We start from the raw sequence: 25,250 nt of genomic DNA, 5'->3' as shown, positions 1-25,250 counted from the left end.
GAATCCCTATTATAATCCCGATTGTGCTTATGAAACGAAAACAAAACAACGGGAGGGATACATGATGCTTCATCACATCAAAACTTATCTGCTTATCACACTAGGGGCGCTCGGCGTAGCTACCCATGTGCATTTTTTCCTATCTCCAAACAGTCTCGCAACAGGGGGAGTCAGCGGTTTGTCGATCGTGATGAACCATCTTCTCCCAAACTTGTCCGTCGGTATGTTTATGATTATTTTGAACGCAGTGCTTTTGTTAGTTGGAATTCTGTTTCTCGGTCCCAAATTCGGAGTAAAAACGATTTATTCAAGCTTTGCTCTATCTTTAGCAGTATGGTTGCTTGAACGATTCATTCCAATAACGGAACCATTTAGTCAGGATATCCTGATTCAACTTATCATTGGCCAGTGTATTGCTGCTGCTGGAATGGGACTTGTTTTTCATCAAAAAGCTTCCACTGGTGGTACAGATATCATTGCGATGATCATCAACAAGTACTTTTCAATCGATGTTGGTAAAGGTGTATTGATCTCGGACATTTCAATTGCAATGCTTTCCATTTTCCTATTCGGTCCTGAAATTGGTATGTATGCGATCTTTGGTGTAATTCTGAATGGTTTCGTGATCGATTATACAATTCAAATGTTTGATGCTAAGAAAGAAATTGTGATCATTAGCAAAGAGAGTGAAGAAATCCGTACGTTCATCGTTAATGAAATCGGAAAAGGCGCGACGATTCATACGGCACGCGGTGCATTTACTTCAGATGAAAAAGAAGTGATCACGACGATCCTAGGAAGAAAAGATCTACTGAAGCTAAAGAAACATGTAGGCAGTGTTGATCATAAGGCGTTTATTACCGTCCATAGTATGAAAGAAATACTAGGACAAGACTTTAAATCTCTAGCATAAAAGAAATCCCCTTTCCAAAACGGAAAGGGGATTCGTTTATTTCCTAACTTTTCTCACCAAGTAGATAAACGTGAATAGTGCGATTACGATCGCAAGACTATAAGCTGTGAAAACAACTGCTGGTACATCGCCTTGATTACGAACACCGATCCCGATCAATGCCCATACGATCACAAGCGAATACACCCAATCGTTTTCGTATTTCAGGAAATAAAGAGCCAGAAGCGAAGCGACGATCATAAGTAGAATTGTCCAAAATGATGCTGAAAGACCAAATCCATTCCAATCGATATACGTTAAGAAGTAGCTGATGTTTGCGATGGTGGCAACACTGATCCATCCGAGATAAACAGAGAAAGGTAAGAGGTCGAGAAACGAGGCGTCTGCCGCTTTTGCCTTCACATAAAGTCGGATGAGCGTGAGAAGTAATAAGATCATTACGAGCACGGAAGCTCCAAAATACTCATAATGCCACATGAAGATCCAGAGGCTATTCAATAAGCAGCTTAAAACAAACAGTCCACTTGTTTCTTGATAGATGGGTAAGTTGCGACGATCTTTAGGAAATTGACGAAGGATCCATAACCCTAGCAGTAGATAGATGAGGCTCCAGATGCTGAAGACATACCCTGCTGGAGTGAACAGTACGTCAAGCTTGTTTGAAATTTCTCCAGTAGTCTGTCCGTTGAGCGGTAGGATATTTGCTAGTGCATTCACAGTGATAACAAGTAGGTAGGCAAGAATATTAAGGAGTAATTTTATCATCGTTGTCCTCCTAAATAGTAGTCTGTTGTTAATACTATTCCTCGAAAAAAGGACAGATAACCAATATGATAGGTTCGTGGACAAAAAGAATAATAAAAATCAGCCCGCTTTCTCTACGAAAGCGGGCGACTTTTACTTAATTATGAGGCAATACAGCGATGTCTGGCTCAGCTACCTTTACAATTTGCTTTCCGAGGTTCTTCCCTTCGAAGAGTCCGATGAAGGCTTCAGGAATGCGTTCGAATCCTTCCACGATCGTTTCTTCGTAAGTTAACTGTCCTTCTTTAACCCACTTACCAAGTGCTTCTGCACCTTCTTGGAAACGTTTTGCAAAATCATTCACAACGAACCCTTGCATAAGTGCACTCGATTTGATGAGCTTCGTCTGTACGCGTGGTCCAAGATCTTTCTCAGTTTTATTGTAAGAAGAGATTGCACCACAAACCGGAATACGGGCGAACTTATTGAGTAAACTGAACGCTGCATCTCCAATTTCGCCGCCAACGTTTTCGTAGTACACGTCGATACCATCAGGACATGCGCTTTTTAGAGCTTCATAGACGTTTGATGTCTTATAATTGATTCCTTCATCAAAGCCTAACGTATTCGTTAGATACTGTACTTTCTCATCTGAACCAGCAATTCCGACAACTCTACAGCCTTTGATCTTCGCAATCTGTCCTACGACAGAACCTACTGCTCCAGCTGCTCCAGATACGACGACGGTTTCACCTTCTTTTGGCTGACCGATGTCGAGTAAGCCGAAATAAGCAGTAAGACCAGGCATTCCAAGAACACCTAGATGGGTGCTTACAGGGGCAGCTTCGGGATCGATCTTACGTAAGTTGTCCTCTGCTGCAACAGAGTATTCTTGCCAGCCTAGATGCCCGATGACAATATCCCCTTTGTTAAACTTCTCTGACTGTGTTTCAATGACTTCTGCGATCACGCCACCATCGATCGGTTCATCAAGTTGAAAAGGCGCGACGTAAGATTTAGCATCCGTCATCCTTCCTCTCATATATGGGTCAACAGTTAGATAAAGGGTCTTTAAGAGTACTTCTCCAGTGTTCGGTGATGGAACCTCTGTTTCTACGAAGTTAAAATGCTCATCAGATGGCATACCTTCAGGTCGTTTCGCTAGTTGAATTTGCTTTTGTGTCGCCATTAGTCATCCCTCCAAAAATTGATTGAATGGTCATTCATTATTCTATTTGAACGTTACCACATCGTTGGATCGTAATACAACGTTTTTGCTTTCGATGTGTTATGGAGGCTGTTTATGAATGGAAAGCTTCACATCATATGGGGTAAGCTAGTAAATAGAGCAGGAGGAGATCTCATGAGTAACAGTAACGGTTGGATCATGAAGCAAACCTGGAGCGACCTACTATTTCTTCATTGGCCAGTGGACCCATCTTGGTTAAAGACACTCCTTCCAGAGGAATTGGATGTAGATACATTTGACGGTGAAGCGTGGATTGGAATTGTCCCGTTTGAAATGAGTGGAATTCGATTTAGAGGAATGCCTTCTGTACCTTTTGCTTCAACATTACTCGAATTAAATGTAAGAACGTATGTTAAGTTTGGTGACAAAAGAGGGGTACACTTCTTTAGCCTTGATGCTAATCACAATTTAGGAGTGTGGATCGCCAGAAATTTTTTTCGTCTGCCATATTTTCGTGCGCGTTTAACGAAGAGTGAGCGTGATGGAACGTTTTACTTTAATGGTGTTCGTACACATAGAGGCGTCAAACAAAGTAAGTTTCAGGTCAGCTACCGTCCTATAGGTGAACCGTATCAATCAGAAAAGGAAAATCTTGATTTTTGGTTAACGGAAAGAGAGCGTCTCTTCGTGGTTCATAATGGCAACGTCTTTCAGGGTGATATCAAGCATGAAAAGTGGCCGTTGCAAAAAGCAGCGTTCATGATTTTAGAAGATACGCTTTCTGATGATTATTTCTTTAAGGAAGAAAGAGTACTCGCTCACTTTTCTAAGACTGTTACAACACATTTATGGCCGTTCAAAAAGGTTTCAGATACGTAAAATCCCCCTTCGTGTGAGGGGGATCTTTTTATGATTCGTATGAATGTTTCCGCTGAAGCCCACCTGGCTGTATGCGACGAAACAGTTTCGTTCTAGAAAGCGTGAAGATCAATAGTGCCACCCATATTAATGTGAAGCTTACTGCATGGTGAGAAGTAAATGATTCTCCGTATAAGAAGATTCCTTGAATAAGCATCAGTGTTGGGGCGATGTATTGAAGAAAGCCAATCATCGAAAGAGAGATGCGGTTTGCCCCAGTAGCAAATAATAAGAGCGGTATCGCAGTAACGACCCCGGCACCTAGAAGTAAAAGCATTGTTGTTGTGTTACTTGCATAGAAAGCTTCTGGCAAGCTGTTATAAGTAAAAACGAGGTAACCGATCGCAAAAGGTGTGATCAACAACGTTTCGATGGTGAGCCCTATCATGGCTCCAAGTCTAGCCGTTTTCTTCAAAAGTCCGTAAAGACCAAAACTCACCGCCAGGATCAACGAGACCCACGGTATTTCTCCAAATTGAAAAACAAGATTTAATACCCCTATTGTAGCAAGTAGAACGGAGATGAACTGCCAGAATGATAGGCGTTCTTTTAGAAACAAGATGCCTAAAAGTACACTTATCAAAGGATTGATATAGTATCCAAGGCTTGTTTGAATCACATGATCGTGGTTTACCGCCCATATGAATGCAAACCAATTTATCGAGATAAAGAGGGATGCAAACGTGATCGATGTCATCTTTTTGGGTTGTTTTATGATTGTAATGAGGTCTTTCCATAAAGTAGAGGCTTTTCCTAACATAAGCAAAATAACGATCATGAATGCAAATGACCAAATGATGCGATGGGCGAGTACAACTTCAGAAGGTACCTCAGAAACAAGCTTCCAATATAGAGGGAGAATTCCCCAAAGAAGATATGCGCCGGCACCACTCATGATACCTATCGCTTGTTCTTTATTAAAATCAGACTTCATAGCTTCCCCCACTTCCCTTGATTGATTTAGTTTATATCTATTTCCATATGATTACAACGAAAAGAAACTGGAAGGCTTGCATATATATGAGGTGGATGGGGAGGGGATCGAGTGTATAGGAATAGGATGTTAATCGACCAACAGGTAGGAGACGTGACAGGTGATGGGTATCCAGATGTCGTGAGTCTGATAGGATCGAAACCTTATCCGGATTCTCCGTTAATTGATCAGGTGGTGCTCTCGATTAAAGATGGGCAAACATCCAATGAAGTCTCGTTTTCGTTACCTGGCAGTAGTGGGTATAACCCAACTTTATACCTTGGCAGATTCACTGATAAGAATGTAAAAGAAATACTCGTAAGAACGGATTCAGGTGGAAGCGGAGGAATTACGTACGATTTTCTTTACTCCTATTACCAACAGAATTTAAGATTGCTATTTGATAATGAAAGTTTTACGAATGCTTTCACTTACAAAGTAAACTATTTAGACTACTATCAAGCGGAAATTAGAAATGAAACGTTAGATAAGACATATATCGTAAGCTTATTGTATAAAGGTCAGGAGTATCTAGCAGAAATTTATAATTCGGATGGGAAGTTAAAAGAACCGATCAGTGGGTATGTTAATCCACCTGGTGGTGTGTATCCGATCGATTACCAAAGGGATGGCATCGATGAATTGCTCGTCTATCAACGAGTTGTTGGAAGGTATAACGCGGATGGGTTAGGGGTTCTCTCCACCCCGCTCCAATGGCGGAGTGATCAATTTGTACCTATGTATCAAACCCTTTGTATCTATTAGTATGTAAAACGGGGGAAGTCCCCCGTTTTGTTCTATTCTTGCTCTAGGCGACTTCTAAGAATGTGCTTCTTGTACTTCTCAATCTTACGTCCTTCGATGTAACGTACATCTTGCTTTTTAAGTTGTTCAACGTACCAACCTTTGCTATCGATATGCATGTGAAACATCCTTTCTCTATATAGTATTTCGTTTAAGGAGTCATTTTCAAATCCCAATCGATGACTATGGTAACATCATGTGTTTTATCTGAAAAGGGATTTTTAGAAATTCGATTCGAGAAATTTATAACGCATTACTCATGACAAAACGTCTGAAAAAATAGATAATGAATGAAAGGAGGAATGGATCTTGGATATAGCCTGGCTCATAGCGGAGGATAAAATCAGAACTGCTATCAAGAATGGGGAGTTTAACGATTTACCCGGAAAAGGAAAGCGGCAGAAGCTTGAGGATCTATCCAGTATTCCTGAGGAGTTACGAATTGCATACAAAATACTAAAAAACAGTGGCTATCTTCCTGAGGAAACACAATTAAAGAAGGAGCTTTTAACATTAGAAGAAATTCTAGAAAATTGTAATGATAAGGAAGACAGGTTGCATATAAAGCAAAAGATCTCTGCAAAACAACTGAAATATGATCAGCTCATGACGGAAAGGTTATCGAAGCAAGCACCAGAATACGAGGAAAAAATAAGAAGAAGACTAACATGATGAACACTTATCGCAGCGCATGATAAGTGTATTTTTTTATCAAAAAGGGGGTTGAGATATGGATGGATCAATAAAGGTGAATGAGCTCGTAAAAACGTATAAAGGAGAGGTTAAAGCTGTACAAGGTGTAAGCTTTGAAGTAAAAGAAGGGGAGTTCTTTGCTTTTCTTGGGCCGAATGGTGCAGGGAAATCGACGACTGTTCAAATCCTTACAACATTAGTTAAGCCAACAGAAGGCGAAATTCTCGTTGGAGGTATAAATGTTAAAGAGAATCCTGAGAGTGTGAGAAGGAACATCGGTGTTGCGCTTCAGGAAACAGGGATCGACTCGGTTTTGACTGGTCGTGAACTGATTGAAATGCAAGCAAGATTATTCGGCTTTTCGAAGAAAGAAGCAAAGGCAAGGGCAGTTGAGTTGTTAAACCTCGTTGACTTAACTGGGGATGCAGACCGTCCTTCAGGAAAGTATTCTGGAGGTATGCGCAGAAGGTTAGATCTTGCGATGACGCTCGTTCATAATCCAAAAATTTTATTTTTAGATGAGCCGACAACAGGTTTAGATCCAATGAACCGACAGGCGATCTGGAAAGAGATCAAACGATTGAACAAAGAGGAAGGTACAACGATTTTCCTAACGACACAATACCTTGAAGAAGCCGATCAGTTAGCAGATCGAATCAGTATTATCAATGAGGGGAAGATCGTGGCCTCAGGAAGTGCTGAAGAATTGAAAAGAACGCTTGGGTTCGATGCGATCCAGCTGACATTTGAAAACCTTGAGGAAGCAGATCATGCGAGCAAGGTTTTAGATGGACTCGGTGAAAACATAGAGCAAACGAAACATGAAGTAACGATCTATACAGAAAACGGCACGAAACTCCTTTCTGAACTTGTAAGGAATTTAGATGAAGAAAATCTGTCTCCGAAAACCCTCAATGTAAAGCCTCCATCTTTAGATGACGTATTTATCAATGTCACGCATAAGAAAAAGGAGAGGGTGTGAAAATGAAGAGTTCTTTCTTCCTGGACACGTTGATCTACTCCAAGAGAAGTATCATTACGATTCTTAGAAATCCTTTCATATTTATTCCGAACCTATTTATTAGTCTTTTTTTCTTGTTGGTATATGAAGGTGGGCTTAGTGGGATTTCAGAGCTTCCAGCATTTGATGGAGCTAATTACTTAGCTTTCATACTTCCTGTGTCGATTGTCTCTGCTGCGATCGGGGGTGCCGGTGGTGCTGGACAGGCGTTAGTGAATGATCTCGAGACAGGTTTTTTCTCGAGGCTGCTGTTAACTCCGTCTTCTCGACTTGCAATCGTACTTGGTCCGATCATAGCTGGTATGCTTCAGCTCTTGATTCAAACCATCCTGATTCTAATCATCGCCTATTTCCTTGGTCTTGAAATAGCTGCAGGATTTGGTGGGATCTTGATTGTGTTATTGCTAACGCTCGGATGGGGGCTGGCTTTTGCTGGTTATTCTGTTGGAATAGCACTACGAACGAAGAATGCTCAGTCAGCTCAGGCCGGGACCTTCATCTTTTTCCCTCTTATCTTCCTAAGTACCACATTCGTTCCATACGAACTTATTGAAGCAAATTGGTTAAAAATCGCAACCGTCATAAACCCTACAACGTATTTATTTGAGGCGATGCGCTCTGTTTTTATTGACGGATGGGAATTCTGGCCCCTCGCTAAAGGATTCCTTGTCATCGCGTTGCTATGCGCAGTAACCATTACATTTTCCGCCATCAGTGCCTCGAAAGCTGTTAGTGCAGATTAATCAAAAAAGAACCCGCCGTATGCGGTTTAAAGCTTGTAGAGGAACGAATTGGGGTTTCTATACAAGCTGACACTCATCCAGGTTGGATGAGTGTTTTTTTAAAGGGTACTCGGTGTTCAAAAAGAGTAGTTGATTCTTTCCTCTTTCCAAATAACGTTGATGGATAAAAAGAAGGTCAGAATTGCCATATTCGACTGTTAAACTATTGGGACGGAGTGTTGACTTTGGATTTATTCCTTCAAGTAGGAGAGACGATCGCGGACTCCTGCGGTCGTACGGGCGGCCGAGACCGGGGTGCGGGTTTCACCTCGGGCTTGGACGTTCGTCCGCGGAAAGCATGCGATCGTCATCGACTACGGCATAGGGAGCACTGAATAATGACATAGGTTTCTCGACAAGCTGAGAACTCGCCGTATGCGGGTTCAAATTAACCTTTAAGCCTAGCCTTAATAATAAATCGGCTTGAAGGAATATCAAGATAGCCTTCTTCTTGAATCTTCAGGTGTATCTTAAACAGCGCATCTCGATAACGTTCTACTGAGAAATCTGGTATTTGCCACGGTATGGCTTTTAAATAATAGATAATCGCCCCTACATCATAAAAGCGTGTTTCTGGAAATGCTTCCTGACCGAACACTTCGAATCCTGCATCCTCTAATTCGTTCACTGCATAAGCGAGGTTCCAATGCTCAAATTCTGTTTCAGTGGATGCTCCAAGAAGTCGATTGAGTTCAAGCATGTCGGAGCCTCCTACCTGTTGTGTGATAAACTTTCCATCTGAAGTCAGAATTCTTTTTAATTCAGTAGGAGAATAAGCCTCATGTTTATTCATGATGAACTCAAATTGGTCATCCGAGAAAGGAAGATGATCATCCTCTTCGAATGCATGAACAGACACCCCTAGTGGTTCCAAGCGGTTCTTAGCAATCGGAACATTTGGAGGATATCCTTCAGTTGCAGCTAGCATTTCTGGGAAAGGTTGAAGCTTCTCTAGAAATTCTCCGCCACCTGTACCCATATCTAAAACACTCCTTGTATTCTTAAATATGGGTAGAACCTCTGAAGTATAGCACCACGGCAAGCGCTCACTATGAATACGTCCTGTATCTTGAATATAAGAAAAGTCCCAACCTGAAAATGGCTTTTCAATCTCGCTCAAGTAAAAAGTAAACAAATCATTTGTCATGATGTACCTCCCATTTATTTCCTCACCATAATTGTATCAGAGTTTATCTGCATATAGATTTAGAATCATGTTGATTAGGGTAAAACAAGATATGGAACTGTTTAAGTGGAGAAAAAGGACGTGACGATAATGAACGATCAAATGATGTATGACTTAGTTGGAATAGGAATCGGACCATTCAATCTCGGAATGGCGGCGCTCGCTGAGGATTTAGACATAGAAGCGATTTATTTTGATCAGAAAGAAGAGTTTAATTGGCATCCAGGTATGTTGATTGAGGGAGCAGATTTACAGGTGCCATTTTTAGCGGACCTTGTAACGATTGCTAACCCAAAGAGTCCATACACGTTTATTAATTATTTGCATGAGAACGACAGACTTTATCAATTTTATTTTTTTAATAAACTCGATATTCCGAGAAAGGAATACAATGCATATACGCGGTGGGTGGCTTCAAAACTTTCTAACTGTCAATTTGGGAAGAAAGTAATCGATGTAACGTATCATAAAGAAGAGCGATACTATGAAGTGATCATTGAAGATATTAAAAGATCTGAGACTCATAAAGTGAAAGCAAAACACGTTGTGTTAGGTACAGGCAGTCTACCAAATGTTCCAGAAGGTTTTGATAAGTATCCAATAGAAGACGTGCTCCATTCAAATCATTATCTCTATCATGAGAAACAGTTAAAGCAGTCTGATTCTGTCACTGTGATCGGCTCTGGGCAAAGCGCAGCAGAACTTTTTTATGATCTACTGAACGACCAGAGGCACTATAAGTACAAGTTGAATTGGTTTACAAGGTCAGCTGGGTTCTTCCAATTAGAGTCGGCGAAGCTAGGTCAGGAAGTTTTCTCTCCAGACTATATTTCTTACTTTCATCGACTTTCATACGAGGAGCGAGAAGAGGCGCTCTCAACGTTAGGTCCGTTAAGAAAAGGAATCGATCCAGAAACCTTGAAAGCCATTTATGATTTGCTCTACCATCGATCAGCTGAAGGGAATTACCCTGAAGCCACGATACAGCCGATGACAGAGGTGAACGGTGTTGAGAAAGTGGACGGAGTTTACCGATTAGCATGTAGACAGTGGCAAGAAGACCATTCGTTTACGGTAGATTCTGAGAAGGTGTTGTTAGCTACAGGTTACAAGCCTCATTTTCCTGAATGGTTTACGAGAATGCACGATGAAATTGAGTGGGAGGATGAAAAGAGGTATAAAGTCACATTAAACCAGCAACTCGTTTTCAAAGATGGGAGAGAAAACCATTTCTTTACCCTCACAAATCTTGAACATTCTCACGGTGCGGGGGCAACAAACCTTGCGCTATCTGTAGAAAGAAATAAACGGATATTGAACACTGTAGCAGGGGAAGAAATTTTTCCAATCAAGACAAACACGGTGTTTCAGCAGTTTTCAAGTAAACAGATGTAATATAAAAAAAGCTGAAGAGTGTGCTCTTCAGCTTTTGATCTTTTCATTGATCCTCTTAAGTTCGTATCCTTCATTTTTCATGACCGCTCGGATTCCTTGTCTAAACGTTGCATAGGTAGGGATAGACGAATCTAAGTCAAGATCGATTAGCCATCTTACAATTCGTGATGTAATCCCCACATAAACCACTTGAATCCCCATCAGACTAAGAGACTTTGTCATCGTTTCAATTATTATATTGGCTGAACGATCTGTGAGATTTGTTAGTCCAGAAAAGTCGATCAGAACATAATCTGTCTTCGTTTTAGCGCAATAGCTGAGTACATTTCTAATCAATTTTTCTGAACGGTTTACAGTCAGCGTGCCGATCAATGGAAGCAGAATAGCATTCTCAAGAACAGTAGGAAGGATCGTATTCGAATACTCCTCCACAAGTTTCCTGTTTTCATCGATCTCTTTTTCCTTTTCAGTTACATCTCGCCAGACAAGTATGTATCCCACTTTTTCGCCGTCTTCGTTTCTATATTCTGAAATAACGATATTGGCAGCAAACTTATTGAAAAGAGTGATCGTACTTTGATAAGGCAAATGATGTAATAGAATATTTTTTTGATGGGCAGGATTCTTATGAAAGTCATGTATGCTTCTTCCGATTAATTGTGAAGGTGAATCGACGGGAAGATAATCGATGATCGATTGCAAAAGATCTTCAGCCTGCTCATTATACCAAGCGATGGTAAAACTTGTATCACATACAAAGATATTGTCCCCAATACTATTTAGCACTCTGATCGTTTCATTATTTTCAAAAAACGAGTTACTTGTCACAATCCGCTTCCTCCGACTTATTCGATTTTAAATCTACTAGTATTATAGAGTAAGAAGCGATGATTGAACATTAATAACGTATTGAAAAAGACTCTTCTTCCTGCTTTACTTCCTCTTCATTCGCATTGATCTTATCTACAGAAGAAAAAGCGCTGCCTTTTTCAATCGAAGAAATAAATTGCTTAATCTGTGTTTCATCTCCCTGAGCTTCGATCTCTACAGAACCATCCGTGTTATTTTTCACATAGCCACTTAGATTGTATTTTGCTGCTTTTTGCTGTGTGAATGCTCTGAATCCAACACCTTGAACCTGCCCGCTTACGATAAGGTGATAACGTTTCATGATATTCATCCTTTCAAAGATCTGTTTTATAGTCATTTACCTGTTTTAGGACTGTTTAAACGGACCTCTCTTTTCGATTAATCATGGCAAATGGCAAGTATAAAAGGTGAAACAATGAAATGGCGATCACTTCTAACGTTACTAAATACCATGGCCAATTGCCTAGGTAGGCATAGATGGTATTGCTCATCGGCTTCTCCATTAGAAACATATAATTCGAGTCAATAAGAAAGTTCAGTAGGAAAATAAACGCTGTATACACATTGAGAAAGATAAATGCTCTCCAAATGGAAGAATAACTTGGTTTGTATCCTTCAACCACGATCATAAACCACGCTGTCAGAACGATTCCGCCATGGGCAACAAAAAAGTGATAGAAACGAAAATGCGGATAGGCATAACTAAGTTCAGGTGTAACCATTGCGAGAAGCGCACTGCTCGAACCTACGAAATACGTTATCTCAAACAGAAACTGCCGTTTTAAAAGTAACAAAAACAAAGCGAGAAATAGGGAGATGCTACTTAATTGCAGTGGGAGCGTTGTCGTGACATGCCATTCATCGTGATAACTAAACCAAGCATGAAAGCTCGTTTCTGACAGGATTAATAAAAAGATCAAAATAAAGCGAAACGCTCTGTTATATCGTTTTGTTCGTAGCATTTTTCTGAATAGGTAGGTAAGGACTAGCAATCCCGTTAAGGTGACTAGTACAAGTAGGTGAGGTAGTGAGAAGAGTGAAAAGGTCTCATTTACCGACCAGGTTAAATAATTCTGCAAAATGCCTCCTCCTTTTTAAGCAAAACAGTGTAAAAGGAACTGTGTAATCGTTAAAATAAATATGTGCGAAAGAAAGGAGAATGATATGAAGAGGATACTTGTATTAGACGGCAGTCAAAGACCCGATGGAAACACAGAAACTTTAACAAACCATGTACTGGATGACATCGACCATGCAAAGGTTTACTTAAGGCAATTATCTATCCGCCCCATTCATGACCAACGTCATGCAGAAGGTGGTTTCACACGCGTATACGATGATCACGATAACTTGATTGAGGAGATTATCAACAGCGATATTCTCGTTTTCTCCACGCCAATTTATTGGTACGGCATGTCAGGGACGATGAAGAATATGGTCGATCGATTTTCGCAGGCAATGCGCGATGAACGGTTTGATTTAAAGAGTAAGCTAGCAGATAAAGAAGTTTATGTGGTGTCATGTGGCGGCGACAATCCAAGAATCAAAGGATTGCCTCTTATTCAGCAATTTCAATACATATGCGACTTTCTCGGAATGAAAATGGTCGATTACATCATCGGTCAAGCTGTTAAGCCTGGTGAGATAGAGGAAGACCACAGAGCGCTCTCAGATGCGAAGTCATTGAATGCATCTATAAAAGAAAGACTTAAGTAAGTCTGCTAAAAAGCTTTCGAGAAAACAATCTCGAAAGCTTTTTTCCTATTCTTATTGAATTGTTTTCAAGGCTTGTTTAACAGATGGAAAGCTTTGAATCGATGACAATGTTAAATCCGAACGTACACTTTCAAGAACAAATTCTGGCCGAACCCCAGACATCATTAGCGTAGCTCCCATTAATTTGATGAGCTGATCGAGTTGATAAATACCGTTGTGAAGTTGAGTTGTAAAGTGACTCACTCCAGAAAGGTCTAGGATCAAATACTGATCACCGCTTTTTTGAATGTGTCTACTCACGTTGTGATGCAGAAGCTCTAGTCGCTCATCATCGATTTCACCGACTAGTGGTACGATCGAAACACCTCTATCGATCGGAACGATCGGAGTAGATAGTGCTTTTACTTGTTGTAAATAATGATTGGAACGTTCTTCCGCATATTTACGTTTCGTTACGTCCTGTTGGACACCTACAAAATAGGACTGCTTTTCACTTTCAATGTAAACGGGGAAAATTTGCAGCTCGTTCCAAAATGGTTCTCCGTTTTTACGATAGTTTTTTACTTCTACTTTCATTTTTTCTTTCTTCTGAATGGCAGACTTAATCTGATTTAATACTGTTCTGTCCGTGTCTTCGCCCTGAAGGAACCGGCAGTTAAACCCGATGACCTCTTCTGCTGTGTATCCGCTCAATTGCTCAAAGCCTTTATTCGTATATATGATGGGGTTGTCAGGTAGTTCAGGGTCTGTGATGACGACTCCTGTATCGACGTACTCAATCGCAGTTCTGATGAATTCATTTTTCTTCATTCGTTTGATTTGTTCTTTATTAGCTCTCATTTTGTTCGCCCCGTGTCTGTCTTTCCCTCATTCAAATCATCACCTTTTATACTAATTGTTACTACTAGTATAAATCTCAAACTCATAAAAACCAATAATTAACCAATTATTCATAGGATTTATGCTTAGAATTAAGAGAGTAACTGACATAATTGGGAGGGGACAAGCCTCTAAAAAAGTTAGATGTTCATGCTATAATAATAGTATTTAAATCGACATAGGAGAGGGGGATAAGCGGTGGATGCACTAGATGTCATGGGCAATAAAGAGAACGTGTTTCCATATTTTCAACCGATCATCAGCGCTGATAAAAAACAAATTATTGGATATGAAGTATTGGGAAGAATCCAAACAGAAAAAGGTGCTGAAGACCTTAGTTTCTTCTTTGAAGATACTTCGATACCAGAAGAGTACATATTGGAAATCGATACGATTGTTCGAGATTTAGCGATCGAGTATTACAGTAATTATGGGACAGGTGAATGTTTGTTTTTTAACTGCAATGCCAGTCATTTGTTGTTTGATCGAGGAGAGACGATCACGTCATCATTAGAGGGATATGCTAATCTCGGAATTCCATATGAGCGAATCGCGTTAGAGGTGTCTGATTATGATGTGGATGAAAGTGATTTAAAGAAGCTTCAACATCTTCTAACTTATTATAGAAGTCTCGGCGTGCAAATAGCTGTTAGCCATTCTGGAAATAAGATGAGCAATATCGAAAAGATTGCGATTTTAAATCCAAATATTATTAAAGTAAATCTTTTTAGTCTTAAAGATAAAGGCATGCCTCAAGAATATCGAGATGTGCTTTACGCATTATCGATGCTTGGGCGTAAAATTGGTGCTACCTTACTGTTTGAAGGAATCGAAGGACATGGTCAGATGAAGTATGCTTGGGAAAACGGTGGTCGCTATTATCAAGGTGATTACATTAAAGAACCAGGTCCAGAATTTTTAGAAAGAGATCAATTCAAACCACTGCTTTCTAAGGAGTTTCATCAGTTTATCAATCATGAACAAAATCGGCTTCTATCGCTTTATCATTTATCCAAAAGGTTTAATGAGCATCTACAAAAACAGGTTAAGATGATGAAGCAAAACGATTGGGATGACATTGTCTCACAAGCTTCAAGATCCTTGAATGACGCTTGCTTTAGAGGTTATATATGCAATGAGGATGGGAATCAGGTGTCCTCGAACTACTACCGTAACGATGATGGGAGCTGGGAACTTCAACCAGAGTATGTGGGGAACAACTGGAGTTGGAGACCGTATTTCTTAGAAAACATTATGAGAATGAAACATGAAGGGATAGGGAACCTCTCAGATATGTACAGTGATATCGAAACAAATGAATTGATAAGGACATATTCGTACCCTATTAACGAGACGCATTATTTGTTTCTTGATATTCCTTATTTGTATTTGTACGATCGAGACCATCATTGAGATTTTAAAAATCACTAGGAGGGCTCAGAGATGTTAAAGAAAACGACCGTTAACACAACACAGCGAGACGAAATGATCGATATTACGTCAACTGTACAGAACGCCATTGAAGAAGAAGGAATCAAAAATGGAATGGTAGTGGTGTTTTCAGCGCACACTACGGCTGGAATAACGATTAATGAAAATGCAGATCCTGACGTCAAACATGACATGTTGATGAGGCTTGATGAAGTATATCCATGGGAACATCCGAAATATCGGCATGCAGAAGGAAATTCTGCTTCTCATTTGAAGACGAGTACTGTAGGAGCTTCACAAACGATTTTAATTCAAGACGGAAAAATGATTCTTGGTACATGGCAGGGGATTTATTTTTGTGAATTTGATGGCCCACGAAACCGAACTGTGTACATCAAAACGATGGAGGGATAAGTATGATTCGAGTATTGTTTGTCTGTCTCGGTAATATTTGCAGATCTCCAATGGCTGAAGCGGTCTTTCGAGATAAGGTTGCACATGCTGGTCTTTCAGATATGATTAGCGTCGACTCGGCAGGTACTGGTGATTGGCACATCGGAGAGCCTCCGCACGAAGGGACTGCAGACCTTTTAAATAAGAAGAACATTCGTATGGATGGGATGCAGGCACGTCAAGTCAAAAAGAGTGATCTAGAGGAATTCCAATATATCGTCGCAATGGATGCAGGAAATTTAGGTGAATTGCATAAACTGGCGGGTCTGACGAATACGAGTTCAATCTCTAGGCTGATGGACTACGTAGAAGATTTTGAAATTGAAGATGTTCCTGATCCGTATTTCACAGGTAATTTTGATGAGGTTTATGAGATGGTAGAAAAGGGCTGCGATCAGTTACTTCAACACATTAGAGAAGAAAGCGGGCTATGATTTCTCAAGTGCGGTCCGCCCTTCAAGCTTATGGAGATGATGGGAAGATCGATCAGTGGGATCGTGTTACAGGTGGCTCCATCAACCATACGTTTTATGCAAAAACGAGTGAAAGGGACTATTTTGTTAAGTACAACCCTTCAGCTGGTCACGAGTTTTTTCAGGCAGAAGTAAATGGGCTTACACTTTTAGGAGAAAATGGGGTCCCTGTACCTAAACCTCTTTATCATCATGATGGTGGAGTAGGAAATAACGTCCTTTTATTAGAATGGATTCCTCCCTTTGTAAGCGGTGAAGCTGATAAAGAACTAGGTAGTGTCGTTGCGAATATGCATACCCACTATAGTAAAAAGGCGGGTTTAGAACATAATAACTTTATAGGGGAACTCCCACAAACAAACGAACGGAATGATTGGGTACAGTTTTATCGTGATCAACGGATAGGCTTCTTACAATCCTTAGCTGAAGAAAAAGGAGTCCTCACGAAAGAACGTAATCGACTTCTGACGAAGCTTAGAGACAATCTTCACTCTATCCTGAACCATACTCCAAAAAACTCATTGCTGCATGGTGACCTTTGGGGAGGAAACTGGATAAGTAGTAAAGAAGGACCTGTCTTGATAGATCCTGCGGTATACTATGGCGATCGGGAAGTGGATATCGCATTTACATATTTATTCGGAGGGTACTCAGAAGCTTTCTATAGAAGATATGAAGAAGAATACCCATTAGAGGATGGATACAAAGATCGTTTTCCGATTTATCAGCTTTATTATCTTCTTGTTCATCTTGTGATATTTGGGGAAAGCTATGGAAGTGCGGTAGACCGAATTCTTCGCCGCTACACCACTGCTCGTTAGGTTTGAGCGCACCTATTATAGGGAAAATAATCGCAACTTTGTGAAATTAAAGGAGGCAATTTTCAATGAATGAGACATATCAGAAGAAGAGTGAAAATAAACTTTTTAAAGCTGTCCTAATCGGTGGTCTAGCGGGGGCTCTTATTTCTCTTTTAGATCGAGGGACAAGGCAATCGATCAAAGAAGGATCGAAGCGTACTGGAGAGGTTCTTCGAGAAGTTAAGAACAACCCTTCTTATTATTCGAATAAGGTAAGACAAACGGTTGAAGATGCTGGTGATTTGATGAAAGAGGTCCAGGATGACATCACGACACTTTCTAAGAAGTTCAGCGGTTTAAAAGAAAGCTCGGTCGAAGCACTTAACATTGTGAAAGAAACGCAAAAAGATATTAAAGAAATTGGTTCTAGGGTTGTAGAAGCAGGTGAAGAATTAACGAAAGACCATAACCGCGAGATCACGCACTAGATTACTTCAGGAGGGTATATGGTGAACTTATCTCTAGTTAGTTTTAGTAAGCAGCTTTTCTCGAGTATAAAGGAACATCAGGTGACAGATTTAGCTGCGCAGCTCGCGTACTATTTCTTACTGTCGCTTTTTCCTTTCCTCATTTTCGCCATTACCCTTCTGGCTCATTTTGATTTCTCTAAGGATCAAATTCTTGATCTGATTTCTCAATATGCTCCATCAGAGTCTCTTATTACAATACAAGAAAATCTCATTCTTGAGGACGGCGCACGAAAGGGATTACTTTCGTTTGGAATCATCGCTACGATTTGGTCAGCTTCAAATGCCATCAATGCCATAATTAAGTCACTCAACCGAGCTTATAACGTGGATGAAAGCAGAAATTTCCTTCTTGCAAGAGGGCTGTCGATTTTATTGTCACTAGCAATGATCTTCGTCATCGTCGTTGCATTGATATTGCCTGTTTTTGGAGAAATGCTATGGCGATTTTTCGTTGATTTCTTTATGATTCCAGAGACCTTTAGCTTTATGTTTTCACTGATTCGCTGGTTGTTGAGTCTCACGATCATGATTATCGTTTTCATGTTTATTTACTATTACGCACCTAATAAGCGTTTGCACTATAAAGATGTGATCATAGGTTCAATTACAGCCTCGGTGTTATGGCAGTCCGTTTCTTTTGGTTTTTCATATTACATAAATAACTTTGGGAACTACTCTGCAACTTACGGTAGTTTAGGTGGCGTAATCGCATTGATGCTATGGTTTTACTTAACTGGCCTCGTCATTGTTGTAGGAGGAGAAATAAACGCCACTTCCAACTACTTCAGGAGGAATAAGTCTACATAAATAAAAACAGCAGTCTGTGACTGCTGTTTTTACTTATTATTTTAATAAACGTAAGCCGTTCAATATAACGAGGATGGTGCTTCCTTCATGACCTAGCACACCTAGAGGCAGCGTTAGGAACTGGAAGAAGTTAGATAAGATCAATACGAGGATGACTGCAATAGAAAAGGTGACATTTTGTTTTACGATACCATTCAATCGATTTGATAAGCTTACTGCACGAGTTAGTTTAGACAGGTCGTTCTTCATCAGTACAACATCAGCTGTGTCTAATGCTACATCAGTCCCCTGACCCATAGCGATTCCAACATCAGCTGTAGCAAGAGCTGGTGCATCGTTGATGCCGTCTCCAATCATTCCAACAGAGCCGCATTCTTCTTTTAACTGTTTGATCCTTGTTACTTTATCTTCAGGTAAACAGTTTGCATAGTATTTTTCAATTCCTACTTCATTGGCGATCGCTCTAGCCGTTTCTTCACTGTCTCCAGTAATCATGACAGGTTCGATGCCTAGTTTCTTTAATTCTCTCACAAGCTTAGAGGATTCTGCTCTTACTTGATCCTTTAGCGCGATCATTCCAGCAATACCTGCTTCATCAGCTGCAAGTACGATCGTCTTACCTTCTTGTTGAAGTTGCTTGTAACGTTGTTCAAAACGATCGAAACCAATTGCATCTGAGAAAAATTCACGTTTACCGACTTTCCACTGTACTCCAGAGATTTTTGCTTTAACGCCCCATCCAGAATGGTCTTCCATTTCGTCTGGTAAAAACCAATTCGTCTCCCCAGCAAAATGAACGATCGCTTTCGCTAATGGATGCGTTGATTGTCTCTCAATCGAAGCGACGTTTCGGATCAATTTGTCTTCTTCGATGTCTTCCCTTGTAATTACATCTGTTACTTCTGGATTTCCCTGAGTTAGAGTACCGGTTTTATCAAGTGCAACAGCTCGAACGGTACTAAGCTGTTCGAGATGTATGCCACCTTTAAACAATATCCCGTTCCTTGCTCCAGCTGAAATAGCTGACAGCGTAGCCGGCATAATTGAAGCAACGAGCGCACACGGGGAAGCTACAACTAGAAAAACCATCGCTCTATAGATCGTTTCTTCCCACGTCCACCCAACGAGGTAATGGGGGAGAACCATAAGAAGAGCTCCCGTAAGTAATACGATCTTAACGTACCAGCCTTCTAATCGTTCGATGAACAATTGTGAAGGAGCTTTTTGATCTTGTGCTTCTTGAACGAGAGCGATAATTTTTTGGAAAACGGTATCTTCGTTCCGTTTCGTCATTCGAATCGTTAGATGGCCGGATATATTAAGCGTACCAGCAAACACTTCATCATCGATCCGCTTGATCACTGGAATAGATTCACCAGTAATTGCTGATTGATCGAGTGACGTTTGACCTTTCAAGATCACTCCGTCAGCAGGAACGCGTTCGCCTGGTTTAATTAGTATTGTACTATCGATCGTTAGCTCCGAAGCTTGAACAACTTTCTCGATTCCATCCTCTACGATGGTAGCTGTTTCGGGTTGTATGTCCATTAGTGACTGAAGTTCCCGTTCACTCTTATTTAACGTATATGTTTCAAGTGCACCACTGACTGCAAAGATAAAGATTAGAATGGCCCCTTCTGTCCAATATCCAATGGAGCCGGCACCAATTGCAGCAATAATCATTAATAATTCCACGTTCACATCTTTATCTTCTAGCGAATCCTCAATGCCTTCTTTTGCTTTCGCGAATCCCCCAATAATAAAAGCAGTTATATAAAGCCCAGCTTCTATGGATGAAGAAAATTCGCCCTCCATCAACCACGTGAAAGCAATGATCAAGCCACTTACCAAGGCAGCAAGTAACTCGCTATGTCGTTTGAAAGAATTCCGCCAAAAGGAAGTTTGAGTGGTATAAGTACTGTTTTGAACATTCAACTGTTGCATCATCATTCCTCCTTGTTAATTTCTAATTGAGAAAGATATTCATACTCAGCGTTCTTATAGGTCTCATTTCATGCTAAGAAAGATCGTTTGAAGCCCGAAAAGACGGTTTTCATAACTTCTAAATGAGAATGCATTTCATTAAATTAGAATTATTATTATCTTTTAATGATTTTATTCTATCACAAAGTCTTCATCGTTACTATCATAAAGAAATGAAATATGCTACATATTTTTATGTTTAATCCTTACAAAAAACAGGGAATCCATTTTATAAGTAACAAAAAGTGAAGGAGGACACGATGACATGCTATTAACTGAAAAACTAGATCAAATTAAACGAGCTCAAGTACAAAAGCCAGATAAGGTGTTTACTCTATACTTAAATACAGACCGACGTGATCCAGACCGTCAACATGGTGAGTGGAAGATTCAATTAAAGAATGGTTTCCGAAACTTTGAAGATTACTTAAAAGAAAGTGGCAATAAAGATGAGCAAGAGAACTTTGAAAAGGTAAAACAAAAAGTACAGGATGAAATCAATTCGATTGAAAATGATTTAAAACGGGGTCTCGTGATCATCGCTTCATCTGATGATCAAATCTGGTTCGTTGAACGTACTCAGGTACCGGTTAAGACGAATCTTTATTGGGAAGAAGAACCACAGCTTGACCAACTCGAACAATTAAGTAATGATTATCCAAACACTGGAATCATTCTTGTGCATTATGATTATGTACGTATTTTAGAAACGGAACTTGGTTTCTTAACGAAGAGTGAGGAATACGCGTGGGACCCGGATGAAGATAATTGGAGAATTTATGAAGGTACGACTGGAAGCGAGAACACGCCTGGTAACGGAAGTACTGCACAAAGAGAGCTATATGAAGACAGAATTAAAGCCAATCGAGAAAGATGGTACAAATCGATGGCATCCAAACTAGATAAAAAGTCCAAAAAGCGCGAGTGGCAAAAGATTTTTGTAGCTGGTGAAAAAGAGGAAGCAGAAGAACTAGCTAATCTGATGAATAAACAAACGGAAATTGTAGGCAAGAACTTCTCCGATAAACGAGATGACGAAGTACTAGAATCGCTCGTTTCGTAATAAGACGTAAGAAAAAGCACCTCTGAAGGTGCTTTTTCTAATTTAACCGTTCTGCTTTTACAGTGAAAAGCTTAGGGATACCACGATCGTTGACCTTGATATTAGGTTCTTCTACGACTTGTTTTATGATGAGGTCTTCATCTGCAATACTCGTTAGCACTTCTCCAAGCGTCCACTTTCTTTGAAGAACGGCGTTGGTATTTTGTTGTTCGTTCAAGTGCTTTTTGTAAGCAACATTCGTTTCTTGAATCGTTGGATCAAAGTAGTTCCCATCTACTTTATGCTTTTTACCCTTCGATGTAATCAATTTAGTTGAGATCGGGTGAAACTCTTGAAGAATAAATTGACCTCCAGGTTTGAGAATGTGATGTACGATTCGAAATAGTGGATGTAGATCCAGGAAGTAGTGAAGGATACCAAGTTCCATAACCACGATATCGTATTTGCTATGATGCTCGGTCCCTAATCTTAAAATATCTGAAAGGTAATAGGTCAGATCAACCGAGGCTGCATCTGCAAGTTCTTTTGCGTAGCGCTCATTTTCATAAGAGAAGTCGATCACTGTGACATCTGCACCTAATAAACCCATGGCAGTTGCTTTCATTCCATGAGAGCCCATCAGGTTAGCAATACGTTTCCCCTTTAGATCTGGCAAGTAAGGAAGGAGAGATCTTAGTTTTCCATTAGGATTTGCCTTGAGTTTGTCTGCTACCTGCTCGGGAGTTCCATGCCTATTTAGTAAGGCTTCGTAGTTTTGCTGGTTCCAGGCTTGCTCGTTTTGTTCCGTTATTCTCTGTTGTACCTTTCTTAGATGATCGTTGATCAGCGGTGCCCATTCTACGGAGCGTTGATAGTGATAAAGGGATAGAGCGGGAACCGTTCTGTTATTTAGAGGAACATCTATTAAATAGGGATTCGTTCGGATAACCGTGTTATATTCACATTCGATGGTTACTGGATTCCCATCTATTTCGTAAGTCGCCATGGACTTTTCATCCGTATGTTTCGGTGTAGCTTGCCCATAATGGTTATTGAAATAAGAAATTACGGACTCAAAATTGTCCCACTGTACCGAAACAGTTATAGAATTACAATCATCTAATACACCTTGCAGCCATAAAGCGGTTTGGTTTATATAGAAATAGGGAATTGCTTGATCGTCTAGTGCTGATGATAGGGTAAGCACTGTGCTTGTTAATGTGTTGGGCATCTTACCACCTCAATTTAGTTACATGAACTTAGTTTGTATAGAATACTATAGCATAACGGTCGCTCGTAAGCATATGGAGGATAGGGAGAGATATAGGAATTATGCAAACCAAAAACGAAGACATTCAAACAGATAACAAGTGGATGAGAAGGGGCGGAACGTTCGCACTCTTTATCTATTTGCTCACTCTCTTTTACACGACTCTATTTATTTACAATTACTATCCATATGGAAAATCCGTCAATCTTGTATTGTTCGATAGCATTAAGTTGATGTGGGAGAGTGGGAGTTACTGGCTGATCATTAAGAACATAATAGGAAACGTTCTACTCTTTATGCCACTGGGCTTTCTCGTGCCTCTTGTGCACCGAAAGTGTAGGTCCGTTATTGTCATAACGTTAATCGGGTTATTGATCAGTACGAGTATCGAACTGCTTCAATACCTTGCTGCGCAACGAATATTCGATATCGATGATATTTTATTGAATGGTTTCGGTGCTGTAGTAGGGTATGGCGTATACAAGATATGTTTCTTTTTCTACAAAAAATTAAAGAGAAAATAAAAAGGCAGCTTATTGTAAGCTGCCTTTCGTCATTTATTCTGCTTTTTTCGCTTTGTCTAGAAGCTTCGTGATACGCTTCGTTAGCATTTTGCGTCCTTCGCCTCCAGCTTGGAAATGACGGAGTTTACCTTCTGAATCAAACACATAGTATGCAGGTACATATTGATTATCAAAAGCATCTGTTAATTTATGATCACTATCGACAAAGATTGGTTGAGAGATATCGTGCTGATCAGCCACCTGTTTGATTTCATCTAGATCAAGGTCTTTTTCAGAACGAGGCATATGAACAGCAATAACGTTCATGTCTTCTGCATATTCATCACGGAATTCATTCACCATTGGCATCGCTTCTTTACATAGCCCACAGCTGATGGACCAGAAATGGATGAGGGTTAGAGGCTTGTCTCCTACTAAATCACTTTTGGAAACTTCTCCATTAAACCAGGTTTTAGCACCTTCAAGTTCTGGCATTTCTTCGCGTAGTTTCATAAGGGGATCGACTCCTTTTATTGTAATTTGTTTATAATAATTATTAGTTAATCACAATTATCATTATAGTATATTCATATGATAAGTCAATAACGACGCTTTCTATATACTATTAAAGTGGCTTTAAAAGTTTCAGTTTACTCATAAATTAGTCGAATAACGCGGTTCGTTTTGTTGAGTAGTCGTATGAAGTGCAATTCCTAAGAATAAGACGATTAGCATTCCGCTGATCACATAGAAGATACTTCCCTTTTCCAAAAGGTCGATAAACATCCCACCGAGAAAAGGACCGAGGATACTACCGACTCCAAAGAAAATACCAGCTAAAATATTGCCAGTTGGTAAGAGGTCAGTAGGGAGGAGGTCGGCTAAGTACGTGATGCTCAGTGAAAAAAGCGATCCAACCGTCATCCCAGAGATGAATAGTAAGATGAATAGCATCGATAGTGACGTTGTGAAAATCGCACCAGATAGACAGAGCCATCCACAGAAGATACTTATTAACAGAACGTTTTTTCGTCCATATTTATCACTTAATATTCCGAGCGGCATTTGAAAAACTAAGCTTCCCACAACAAACGAAGGAAGAAGGATGGAGACTGCATTAACATCAAGTCCAATACGTAACGCATATACCGGAAAGTTTCCATGCAAGGACGCTTCTAAAAATCCGTATCCGAATGAAGGGAGTAAAGCTGCCCATCCAATTTTCAGGACATTCCAATACTTTATCAGAACCCGATCTGAACCCGTATCGATGGAATCTGGAAATTCGTTACGTATTCTAATTAACAGTCCCCAGGTTAAGAGTGCAAGCCCTGATGCAAGTAAGAACGGAAGGTAAATCGATAGATCGACTAACCTTGTTGAAAGCGGGCCAGCAGCAAAGCCAAGCCCAAACGAAGAGCCATAAATCGCGATGTTTCTTCCGCGCTTTTCTTTTGGAGTGCTCGTTGTAATCCATAGCTGAGTAGCGAAATGTAGGAGGTTGTCTCCTATGCCAACAATCACTCGAAGGATAAACCAAAACCAGAAGGCTTGCCAGATCGGGATAAGGGTGATAGAAATTGCTACTAACACTAATCCGAACGAGGTGGCTGGCTTATATCCATATTTCCTAACCGGTTTTTCGATAAAAGGTGAGGCAAAAAGTATTCCTATATAGAGGGCTGATGCATTTAGACCGTTCATGCTCGATGAAACGCCAGCTTCTTCAAGTAAAATCGATAAGAGCGGTAAAAGCATGCCTTGAGAATAGCCAGATATAAAAACGATTGTAATCAATATTAAAAATCTGTACCGGTATTGATTCATCAACTTCTTCACACTCCGTCAAGACGATCATATGAGTGCCATTATAAT

29 protein-coding genes are annotated in these 25,250 nt (G+C 40.2%); 16 read left to right on the top strand and 13 right to left on the bottom strand.

Annotated elements, in window-relative coordinates; translation table 11 throughout:
- The first annotated feature begins 61 nt into the window (after positions 1–61).
- Positions 62–913, top strand: a complete 852-nt coding sequence (locus PFZ69_RS18985) for a YitT family protein (protein ID WP_333489752.1) — start codon at positions 62–64, stop codon at positions 911–913.
- A gap of 36 nt (positions 914–949) precedes the next feature.
- Here PFZ69_RS18985 and PFZ69_RS18980 read toward each other — a convergent pair whose 3' ends face one another.
- Complete coding sequence (locus tag PFZ69_RS18980) at positions 950–1,678, bottom strand: tryptophan-rich sensory protein (RefSeq protein ID WP_270182674.1); 729 nt, start codon at positions 1,676–1,678, stop codon at positions 950–952.
- A gap of 136 nt (positions 1,679–1,814) precedes the next feature.
- Positions 1,815–2,846: an NADP-dependent oxidoreductase gene (locus tag PFZ69_RS18975; protein ID WP_270182673.1), complete on the bottom strand. Its 1,032-nt coding sequence runs from the start codon at positions 2,844–2,846 to the stop codon at positions 1,815–1,817.
- Between the two features lie 174 nt (positions 2,847–3,020).
- Between PFZ69_RS18975 and PFZ69_RS18970 the strand changes: the two genes are divergently transcribed.
- Positions 3,021–3,725 carry a YqjF family protein gene (locus tag PFZ69_RS18970; protein ID WP_270182672.1) on the top strand — a complete coding sequence of 235 codons (705 nt, stop codon included), beginning with the start codon at positions 3,021–3,023 and terminating at the stop codon, positions 3,723–3,725.
- Positions 3,726–3,753: 28 nt separating this feature from the next.
- Here PFZ69_RS18970 and rarD read toward each other — a convergent pair whose 3' ends face one another.
- Positions 3,754–4,698, bottom strand: a complete 945-nt coding sequence (gene rarD, locus PFZ69_RS18965; protein WP_270182671.1) for an EamA family transporter RarD — start codon at positions 4,696–4,698, stop codon at positions 3,754–3,756.
- A 111-nt stretch (positions 4,699–4,809) separates the two neighbouring features.
- On the opposite strand from rarD, the gene PFZ69_RS18960 reads away from it, so the two are divergent.
- Positions 4,810–5,502, top strand: coding sequence for a VCBS repeat-containing protein (locus PFZ69_RS18960; RefSeq protein WP_270182670.1), 693 nt, complete (start codon positions 4,810–4,812; stop codon positions 5,500–5,502).
- Positions 5,503–5,534: 32 nt separating this feature from the next.
- Here PFZ69_RS18960 and PFZ69_RS18955 read toward each other — a convergent pair whose 3' ends face one another.
- Positions 5,535–5,660 (bottom strand): DUF2639 domain-containing protein, encoded by a 126-nt coding sequence (locus PFZ69_RS18955; RefSeq protein WP_270182669.1) that lies wholly within the window; start codon positions 5,658–5,660, stop codon positions 5,535–5,537.
- A gap of 190 nt (positions 5,661–5,850) precedes the next feature.
- Here PFZ69_RS18955 and PFZ69_RS18950 point away from each other — a divergent pair, with 190 nt between their 5' ends.
- Genes PFZ69_RS18950 through PFZ69_RS18940 form a run of 3 tightly spaced genes read left to right on the top strand, consistent with a single transcriptional unit; the run spans position 5,851 to position 7,998 of the window.
- Positions 5,851–6,213 (top strand): J-domain-containing protein, encoded by a 363-nt coding sequence (locus PFZ69_RS18950; protein WP_270182668.1) that lies wholly within the window; start codon positions 5,851–5,853, stop codon positions 6,211–6,213.
- A gap of 58 nt (positions 6,214–6,271) precedes the next feature.
- Complete coding sequence (locus tag PFZ69_RS18945) at positions 6,272–7,216, top strand: ATP-binding cassette domain-containing protein (protein WP_270182667.1); 945 nt, start codon at positions 6,272–6,274, stop codon at positions 7,214–7,216.
- Positions 7,217–7,218: 2 nt separating this feature from the next.
- Positions 7,219–7,998, top strand: coding sequence for an ABC transporter permease (locus tag PFZ69_RS18940; protein ID WP_270182750.1), 780 nt, complete (start codon positions 7,219–7,221; stop codon positions 7,996–7,998).
- 427 nt (positions 7,999–8,425) lie between these two features.
- On the opposite strand, the gene PFZ69_RS18935 is transcribed toward PFZ69_RS18940, so the two are convergent.
- The gene (locus PFZ69_RS18935; RefSeq protein WP_442865226.1) at positions 8,426–9,187 is read right to left on the bottom strand and encodes a class I SAM-dependent methyltransferase; all 762 of its coding nucleotides are present in this window, start codon (positions 9,185–9,187) and stop codon (positions 8,426–8,428) included.
- Positions 9,188–9,328: 141 nt separating this feature from the next.
- Between PFZ69_RS18935 and PFZ69_RS18930 the strand changes: the two genes are divergently transcribed.
- Positions 9,329–10,618 (top strand): lysine N(6)-hydroxylase/L-ornithine N(5)-oxygenase family protein, encoded by a 1,290-nt coding sequence (locus PFZ69_RS18930; protein ID WP_270182749.1) that lies wholly within the window; start codon positions 9,329–9,331, stop codon positions 10,616–10,618.
- Between the two features lie 27 nt (positions 10,619–10,645).
- Here the strand turns inward: PFZ69_RS18930 and PFZ69_RS18925 are convergent, their stop codons facing one another.
- The 3 genes from PFZ69_RS18925 to PFZ69_RS18915 form a co-directional block, all read right to left on the bottom strand.
- Positions 10,646–11,446 carry an STAS domain-containing protein gene (locus PFZ69_RS18925; RefSeq protein WP_270182665.1) on the bottom strand — a complete coding sequence of 267 codons (801 nt, stop codon included), beginning with the start codon at positions 11,444–11,446 and terminating at the stop codon, positions 10,646–10,648.
- Positions 11,447–11,516: 70 nt separating this feature from the next.
- The gene (locus tag PFZ69_RS18920) at positions 11,517–11,789 is read right to left on the bottom strand and encodes an acylphosphatase (RefSeq protein WP_270182664.1); all 273 of its coding nucleotides are present in this window, start codon (positions 11,787–11,789) and stop codon (positions 11,517–11,519) included.
- 55 nt (positions 11,790–11,844) lie between these two features.
- Positions 11,845–12,567, bottom strand: coding sequence for a YwaF family protein (locus PFZ69_RS18915; protein WP_270182663.1), 723 nt, complete (start codon positions 12,565–12,567; stop codon positions 11,845–11,847).
- An 85-nt stretch (positions 12,568–12,652) separates the two neighbouring features.
- Between PFZ69_RS18915 and PFZ69_RS18910 the strand changes: the two genes are divergently transcribed.
- Positions 12,653–13,204: a flavodoxin family protein gene (locus tag PFZ69_RS18910; RefSeq protein ID WP_270182662.1), complete on the top strand. Its 552-nt coding sequence runs from the start codon at positions 12,653–12,655 to the stop codon at positions 13,202–13,204.
- Between the two features lie 51 nt (positions 13,205–13,255).
- Here the strand turns inward: PFZ69_RS18910 and PFZ69_RS18905 are convergent, their stop codons facing one another.
- Positions 13,256–14,044: a PAS domain-containing protein gene (locus PFZ69_RS18905; protein WP_270182661.1), complete on the bottom strand. Its 789-nt coding sequence runs from the start codon at positions 14,042–14,044 to the stop codon at positions 13,256–13,258.
- Between the two features lie 237 nt (positions 14,045–14,281).
- Between PFZ69_RS18905 and PFZ69_RS18900 the strand changes: the two genes are divergently transcribed.
- From PFZ69_RS18900 to PFZ69_RS18875, 6 genes are all read left to right on the top strand, one after another.
- On the top strand, positions 14,282–15,496 hold the full coding sequence (locus PFZ69_RS18900) for an EAL domain-containing protein (protein WP_270182660.1): 1,215 nt from the start codon (positions 14,282–14,284) through the stop codon (positions 15,494–15,496).
- A gap of 30 nt (positions 15,497–15,526) precedes the next feature.
- Entirely contained in the window at positions 15,527–15,928 is a 402-nt protein-coding gene (locus PFZ69_RS18895; protein WP_270182659.1) for a secondary thiamine-phosphate synthase enzyme YjbQ, read from the top strand.
- A 2-nt stretch (positions 15,929–15,930) separates the two neighbouring features.
- Positions 15,931–16,401 (top strand): low molecular weight protein-tyrosine-phosphatase, encoded by a 471-nt coding sequence (locus PFZ69_RS18890; RefSeq protein WP_270182658.1) that lies wholly within the window; start codon positions 15,931–15,933, stop codon positions 16,399–16,401.
- Complete coding sequence (locus PFZ69_RS18885) at positions 16,398–17,261, top strand: fructosamine kinase family protein (RefSeq protein WP_270182657.1); 864 nt, start codon at positions 16,398–16,400, stop codon at positions 17,259–17,261. The genes PFZ69_RS18890 and PFZ69_RS18885 overlap by 4 nt, the downstream gene beginning before the upstream one ends.
- 65 nt (positions 17,262–17,326) lie before the next feature.
- Entirely contained in the window at positions 17,327–17,728 is a 402-nt protein-coding gene (locus PFZ69_RS18880) for a YtxH domain-containing protein (protein WP_270182656.1), read from the top strand.
- An 18-nt stretch (positions 17,729–17,746) separates the two neighbouring features.
- Positions 17,747–18,577 carry a YihY/virulence factor BrkB family protein gene (locus PFZ69_RS18875; protein WP_270182655.1) on the top strand — a complete coding sequence of 277 codons (831 nt, stop codon included), beginning with the start codon at positions 17,747–17,749 and terminating at the stop codon, positions 18,575–18,577.
- A gap of 36 nt (positions 18,578–18,613) precedes the next feature.
- Here the strand turns inward: PFZ69_RS18875 and PFZ69_RS18870 are convergent, their stop codons facing one another.
- Positions 18,614–20,527, bottom strand: coding sequence for a heavy metal translocating P-type ATPase (locus PFZ69_RS18870; protein ID WP_442865222.1), 1,914 nt, complete (start codon positions 20,525–20,527; stop codon positions 18,614–18,616).
- Between the two features lie 298 nt (positions 20,528–20,825).
- Between PFZ69_RS18870 and PFZ69_RS18865 the strand changes: the two genes are divergently transcribed.
- Complete coding sequence (locus PFZ69_RS18865; protein WP_270182653.1) at positions 20,826–21,623, top strand: VLRF1 family aeRF1-type release factor; 798 nt, start codon at positions 20,826–20,828, stop codon at positions 21,621–21,623.
- A 37-nt stretch (positions 21,624–21,660) separates the two neighbouring features.
- Here PFZ69_RS18865 and PFZ69_RS18860 read toward each other — a convergent pair whose 3' ends face one another.
- Positions 21,661–22,833, bottom strand: coding sequence for a class I SAM-dependent methyltransferase (locus tag PFZ69_RS18860; RefSeq protein ID WP_270182652.1), 1,173 nt, complete (start codon positions 22,831–22,833; stop codon positions 21,661–21,663).
- Between the two features lie 101 nt (positions 22,834–22,934).
- On the opposite strand from PFZ69_RS18860, the gene PFZ69_RS18855 reads away from it, so the two are divergent.
- Positions 22,935–23,396 carry a VanZ family protein gene (locus PFZ69_RS18855; protein ID WP_270182651.1) on the top strand — a complete coding sequence of 154 codons (462 nt, stop codon included), beginning with the start codon at positions 22,935–22,937 and terminating at the stop codon, positions 23,394–23,396.
- A 33-nt stretch (positions 23,397–23,429) separates the two neighbouring features.
- On the opposite strand, the gene PFZ69_RS18850 is transcribed toward PFZ69_RS18855, so the two are convergent.
- Both PFZ69_RS18850 and PFZ69_RS18845 read right to left on the bottom strand, forming a co-directional pair.
- Positions 23,430–23,888 carry a TlpA disulfide reductase family protein gene (locus PFZ69_RS18850; protein WP_270182650.1) on the bottom strand — a complete coding sequence of 153 codons (459 nt, stop codon included), beginning with the start codon at positions 23,886–23,888 and terminating at the stop codon, positions 23,430–23,432.
- Positions 23,889–24,029: 141 nt separating this feature from the next.
- Entirely contained in the window at positions 24,030–25,202 is a 1,173-nt protein-coding gene (locus PFZ69_RS18845; protein ID WP_270182748.1) for an MFS transporter, read from the bottom strand.
- Between the last annotated feature and the right edge of the window lie 48 nt (positions 25,203–25,250).

The organism is Alkalihalobacillus sp. CinArs1 (genome assembly GCF_947387515.1).
GTDB lineage: Bacteria > Bacillota > Bacilli > Bacillales > Guptibacillaceae > Guptibacillus.
Note: the sequence above shows the minus strand (reverse complement) of the source record. Positions and strands in the feature narration are given on the sequence as shown.

Bases quoted from the DNA above. Each gene is read 5' to 3' on its own strand.
- PFZ69_RS18985 (WP_333489752.1), top strand. From the start codon at position 62: ATGATGCTTCATCACATCAAAACTTATCTGCTTATCACACTAGGGGCG.
- PFZ69_RS18980 (WP_270182674.1), bottom strand. From the start codon at position 1,678: ATGATAAAATTACTCCTTAATATTCTTGCCTACCTACTTGTTATCACT.
- PFZ69_RS18975 (WP_270182673.1), bottom strand. From the start codon at position 2,846: ATGGCGACACAAAAGCAAATTCAACTAGCGAAACGACCTGAAGGTATG.
- PFZ69_RS18970 (WP_270182672.1), top strand. From the start codon at position 3,021: ATGAGTAACAGTAACGGTTGGATCATGAAGCAAACCTGGAGCGACCTA.
- rarD (WP_270182671.1), bottom strand. From the start codon at position 4,698: ATGAAGTCTGATTTTAATAAAGAACAAGCGATAGGTATCATGAGTGGT.
- PFZ69_RS18955 (WP_270182669.1), bottom strand. From the start codon at position 5,660: ATGCATATCGATAGCAAAGGTTGGTACGTTGAACAACTTAAAAAGCAA.
- PFZ69_RS18945 (WP_270182667.1), top strand. From the start codon at position 6,272: ATGGATGGATCAATAAAGGTGAATGAGCTCGTAAAAACGTATAAAGGA.
- PFZ69_RS18940 (WP_270182750.1), top strand. From the start codon at position 7,219: ATGAAGAGTTCTTTCTTCCTGGACACGTTGATCTACTCCAAGAGAAGT.
- PFZ69_RS18930 (WP_270182749.1), top strand. From the start codon at position 9,329: ATGTATGACTTAGTTGGAATAGGAATCGGACCATTCAATCTCGGAATG.
- PFZ69_RS18920 (WP_270182664.1), bottom strand. From the start codon at position 11,789: ATGAAACGTTATCACCTTATCGTAAGCGGGCAGGTTCAAGGTGTTGGA.
- PFZ69_RS18910 (WP_270182662.1), top strand. From the start codon at position 12,653: ATGAAGAGGATACTTGTATTAGACGGCAGTCAAAGACCCGATGGAAAC.
- PFZ69_RS18905 (WP_270182661.1), bottom strand. From the start codon at position 14,044: ATGAGAGCTAATAAAGAACAAATCAAACGAATGAAGAAAAATGAATTC.
- PFZ69_RS18895 (WP_270182659.1), top strand. From the start codon at position 15,527: ATGTTAAAGAAAACGACCGTTAACACAACACAGCGAGACGAAATGATC.
- PFZ69_RS18890 (WP_270182658.1), top strand. From the start codon at position 15,931: ATGATTCGAGTATTGTTTGTCTGTCTCGGTAATATTTGCAGATCTCCA.
- PFZ69_RS18885 (WP_270182657.1), top strand. From the start codon at position 16,398: ATGATTTCTCAAGTGCGGTCCGCCCTTCAAGCTTATGGAGATGATGGG.
- PFZ69_RS18880 (WP_270182656.1), top strand. From the start codon at position 17,327: ATGAATGAGACATATCAGAAGAAGAGTGAAAATAAACTTTTTAAAGCT.
- PFZ69_RS18875 (WP_270182655.1), top strand. From the start codon at position 17,747: ATGGTGAACTTATCTCTAGTTAGTTTTAGTAAGCAGCTTTTCTCGAGT.
- PFZ69_RS18870 (WP_442865222.1), bottom strand. From the start codon at position 20,527: ATGATGATGCAACAGTTGAATGTTCAAAACAGTACTTATACCACTCAA.
- PFZ69_RS18865 (WP_270182653.1), top strand. From the start codon at position 20,826: ATGCTATTAACTGAAAAACTAGATCAAATTAAACGAGCTCAAGTACAA.
- PFZ69_RS18860 (WP_270182652.1), bottom strand. From the start codon at position 22,833: ATGCCCAACACATTAACAAGCACAGTGCTTACCCTATCATCAGCACTA.
- PFZ69_RS18855 (WP_270182651.1), top strand. From the start codon at position 22,935: ATGCAAACCAAAAACGAAGACATTCAAACAGATAACAAGTGGATGAGA.
- PFZ69_RS18850 (WP_270182650.1), bottom strand. From the start codon at position 23,888: ATGAAACTACGCGAAGAAATGCCAGAACTTGAAGGTGCTAAAACCTGG.
- PFZ69_RS18845 (WP_270182748.1), bottom strand. From the start codon at position 25,202: ATGAATCAATACCGGTACAGATTTTTAATATTGATTACAATCGTTTTT.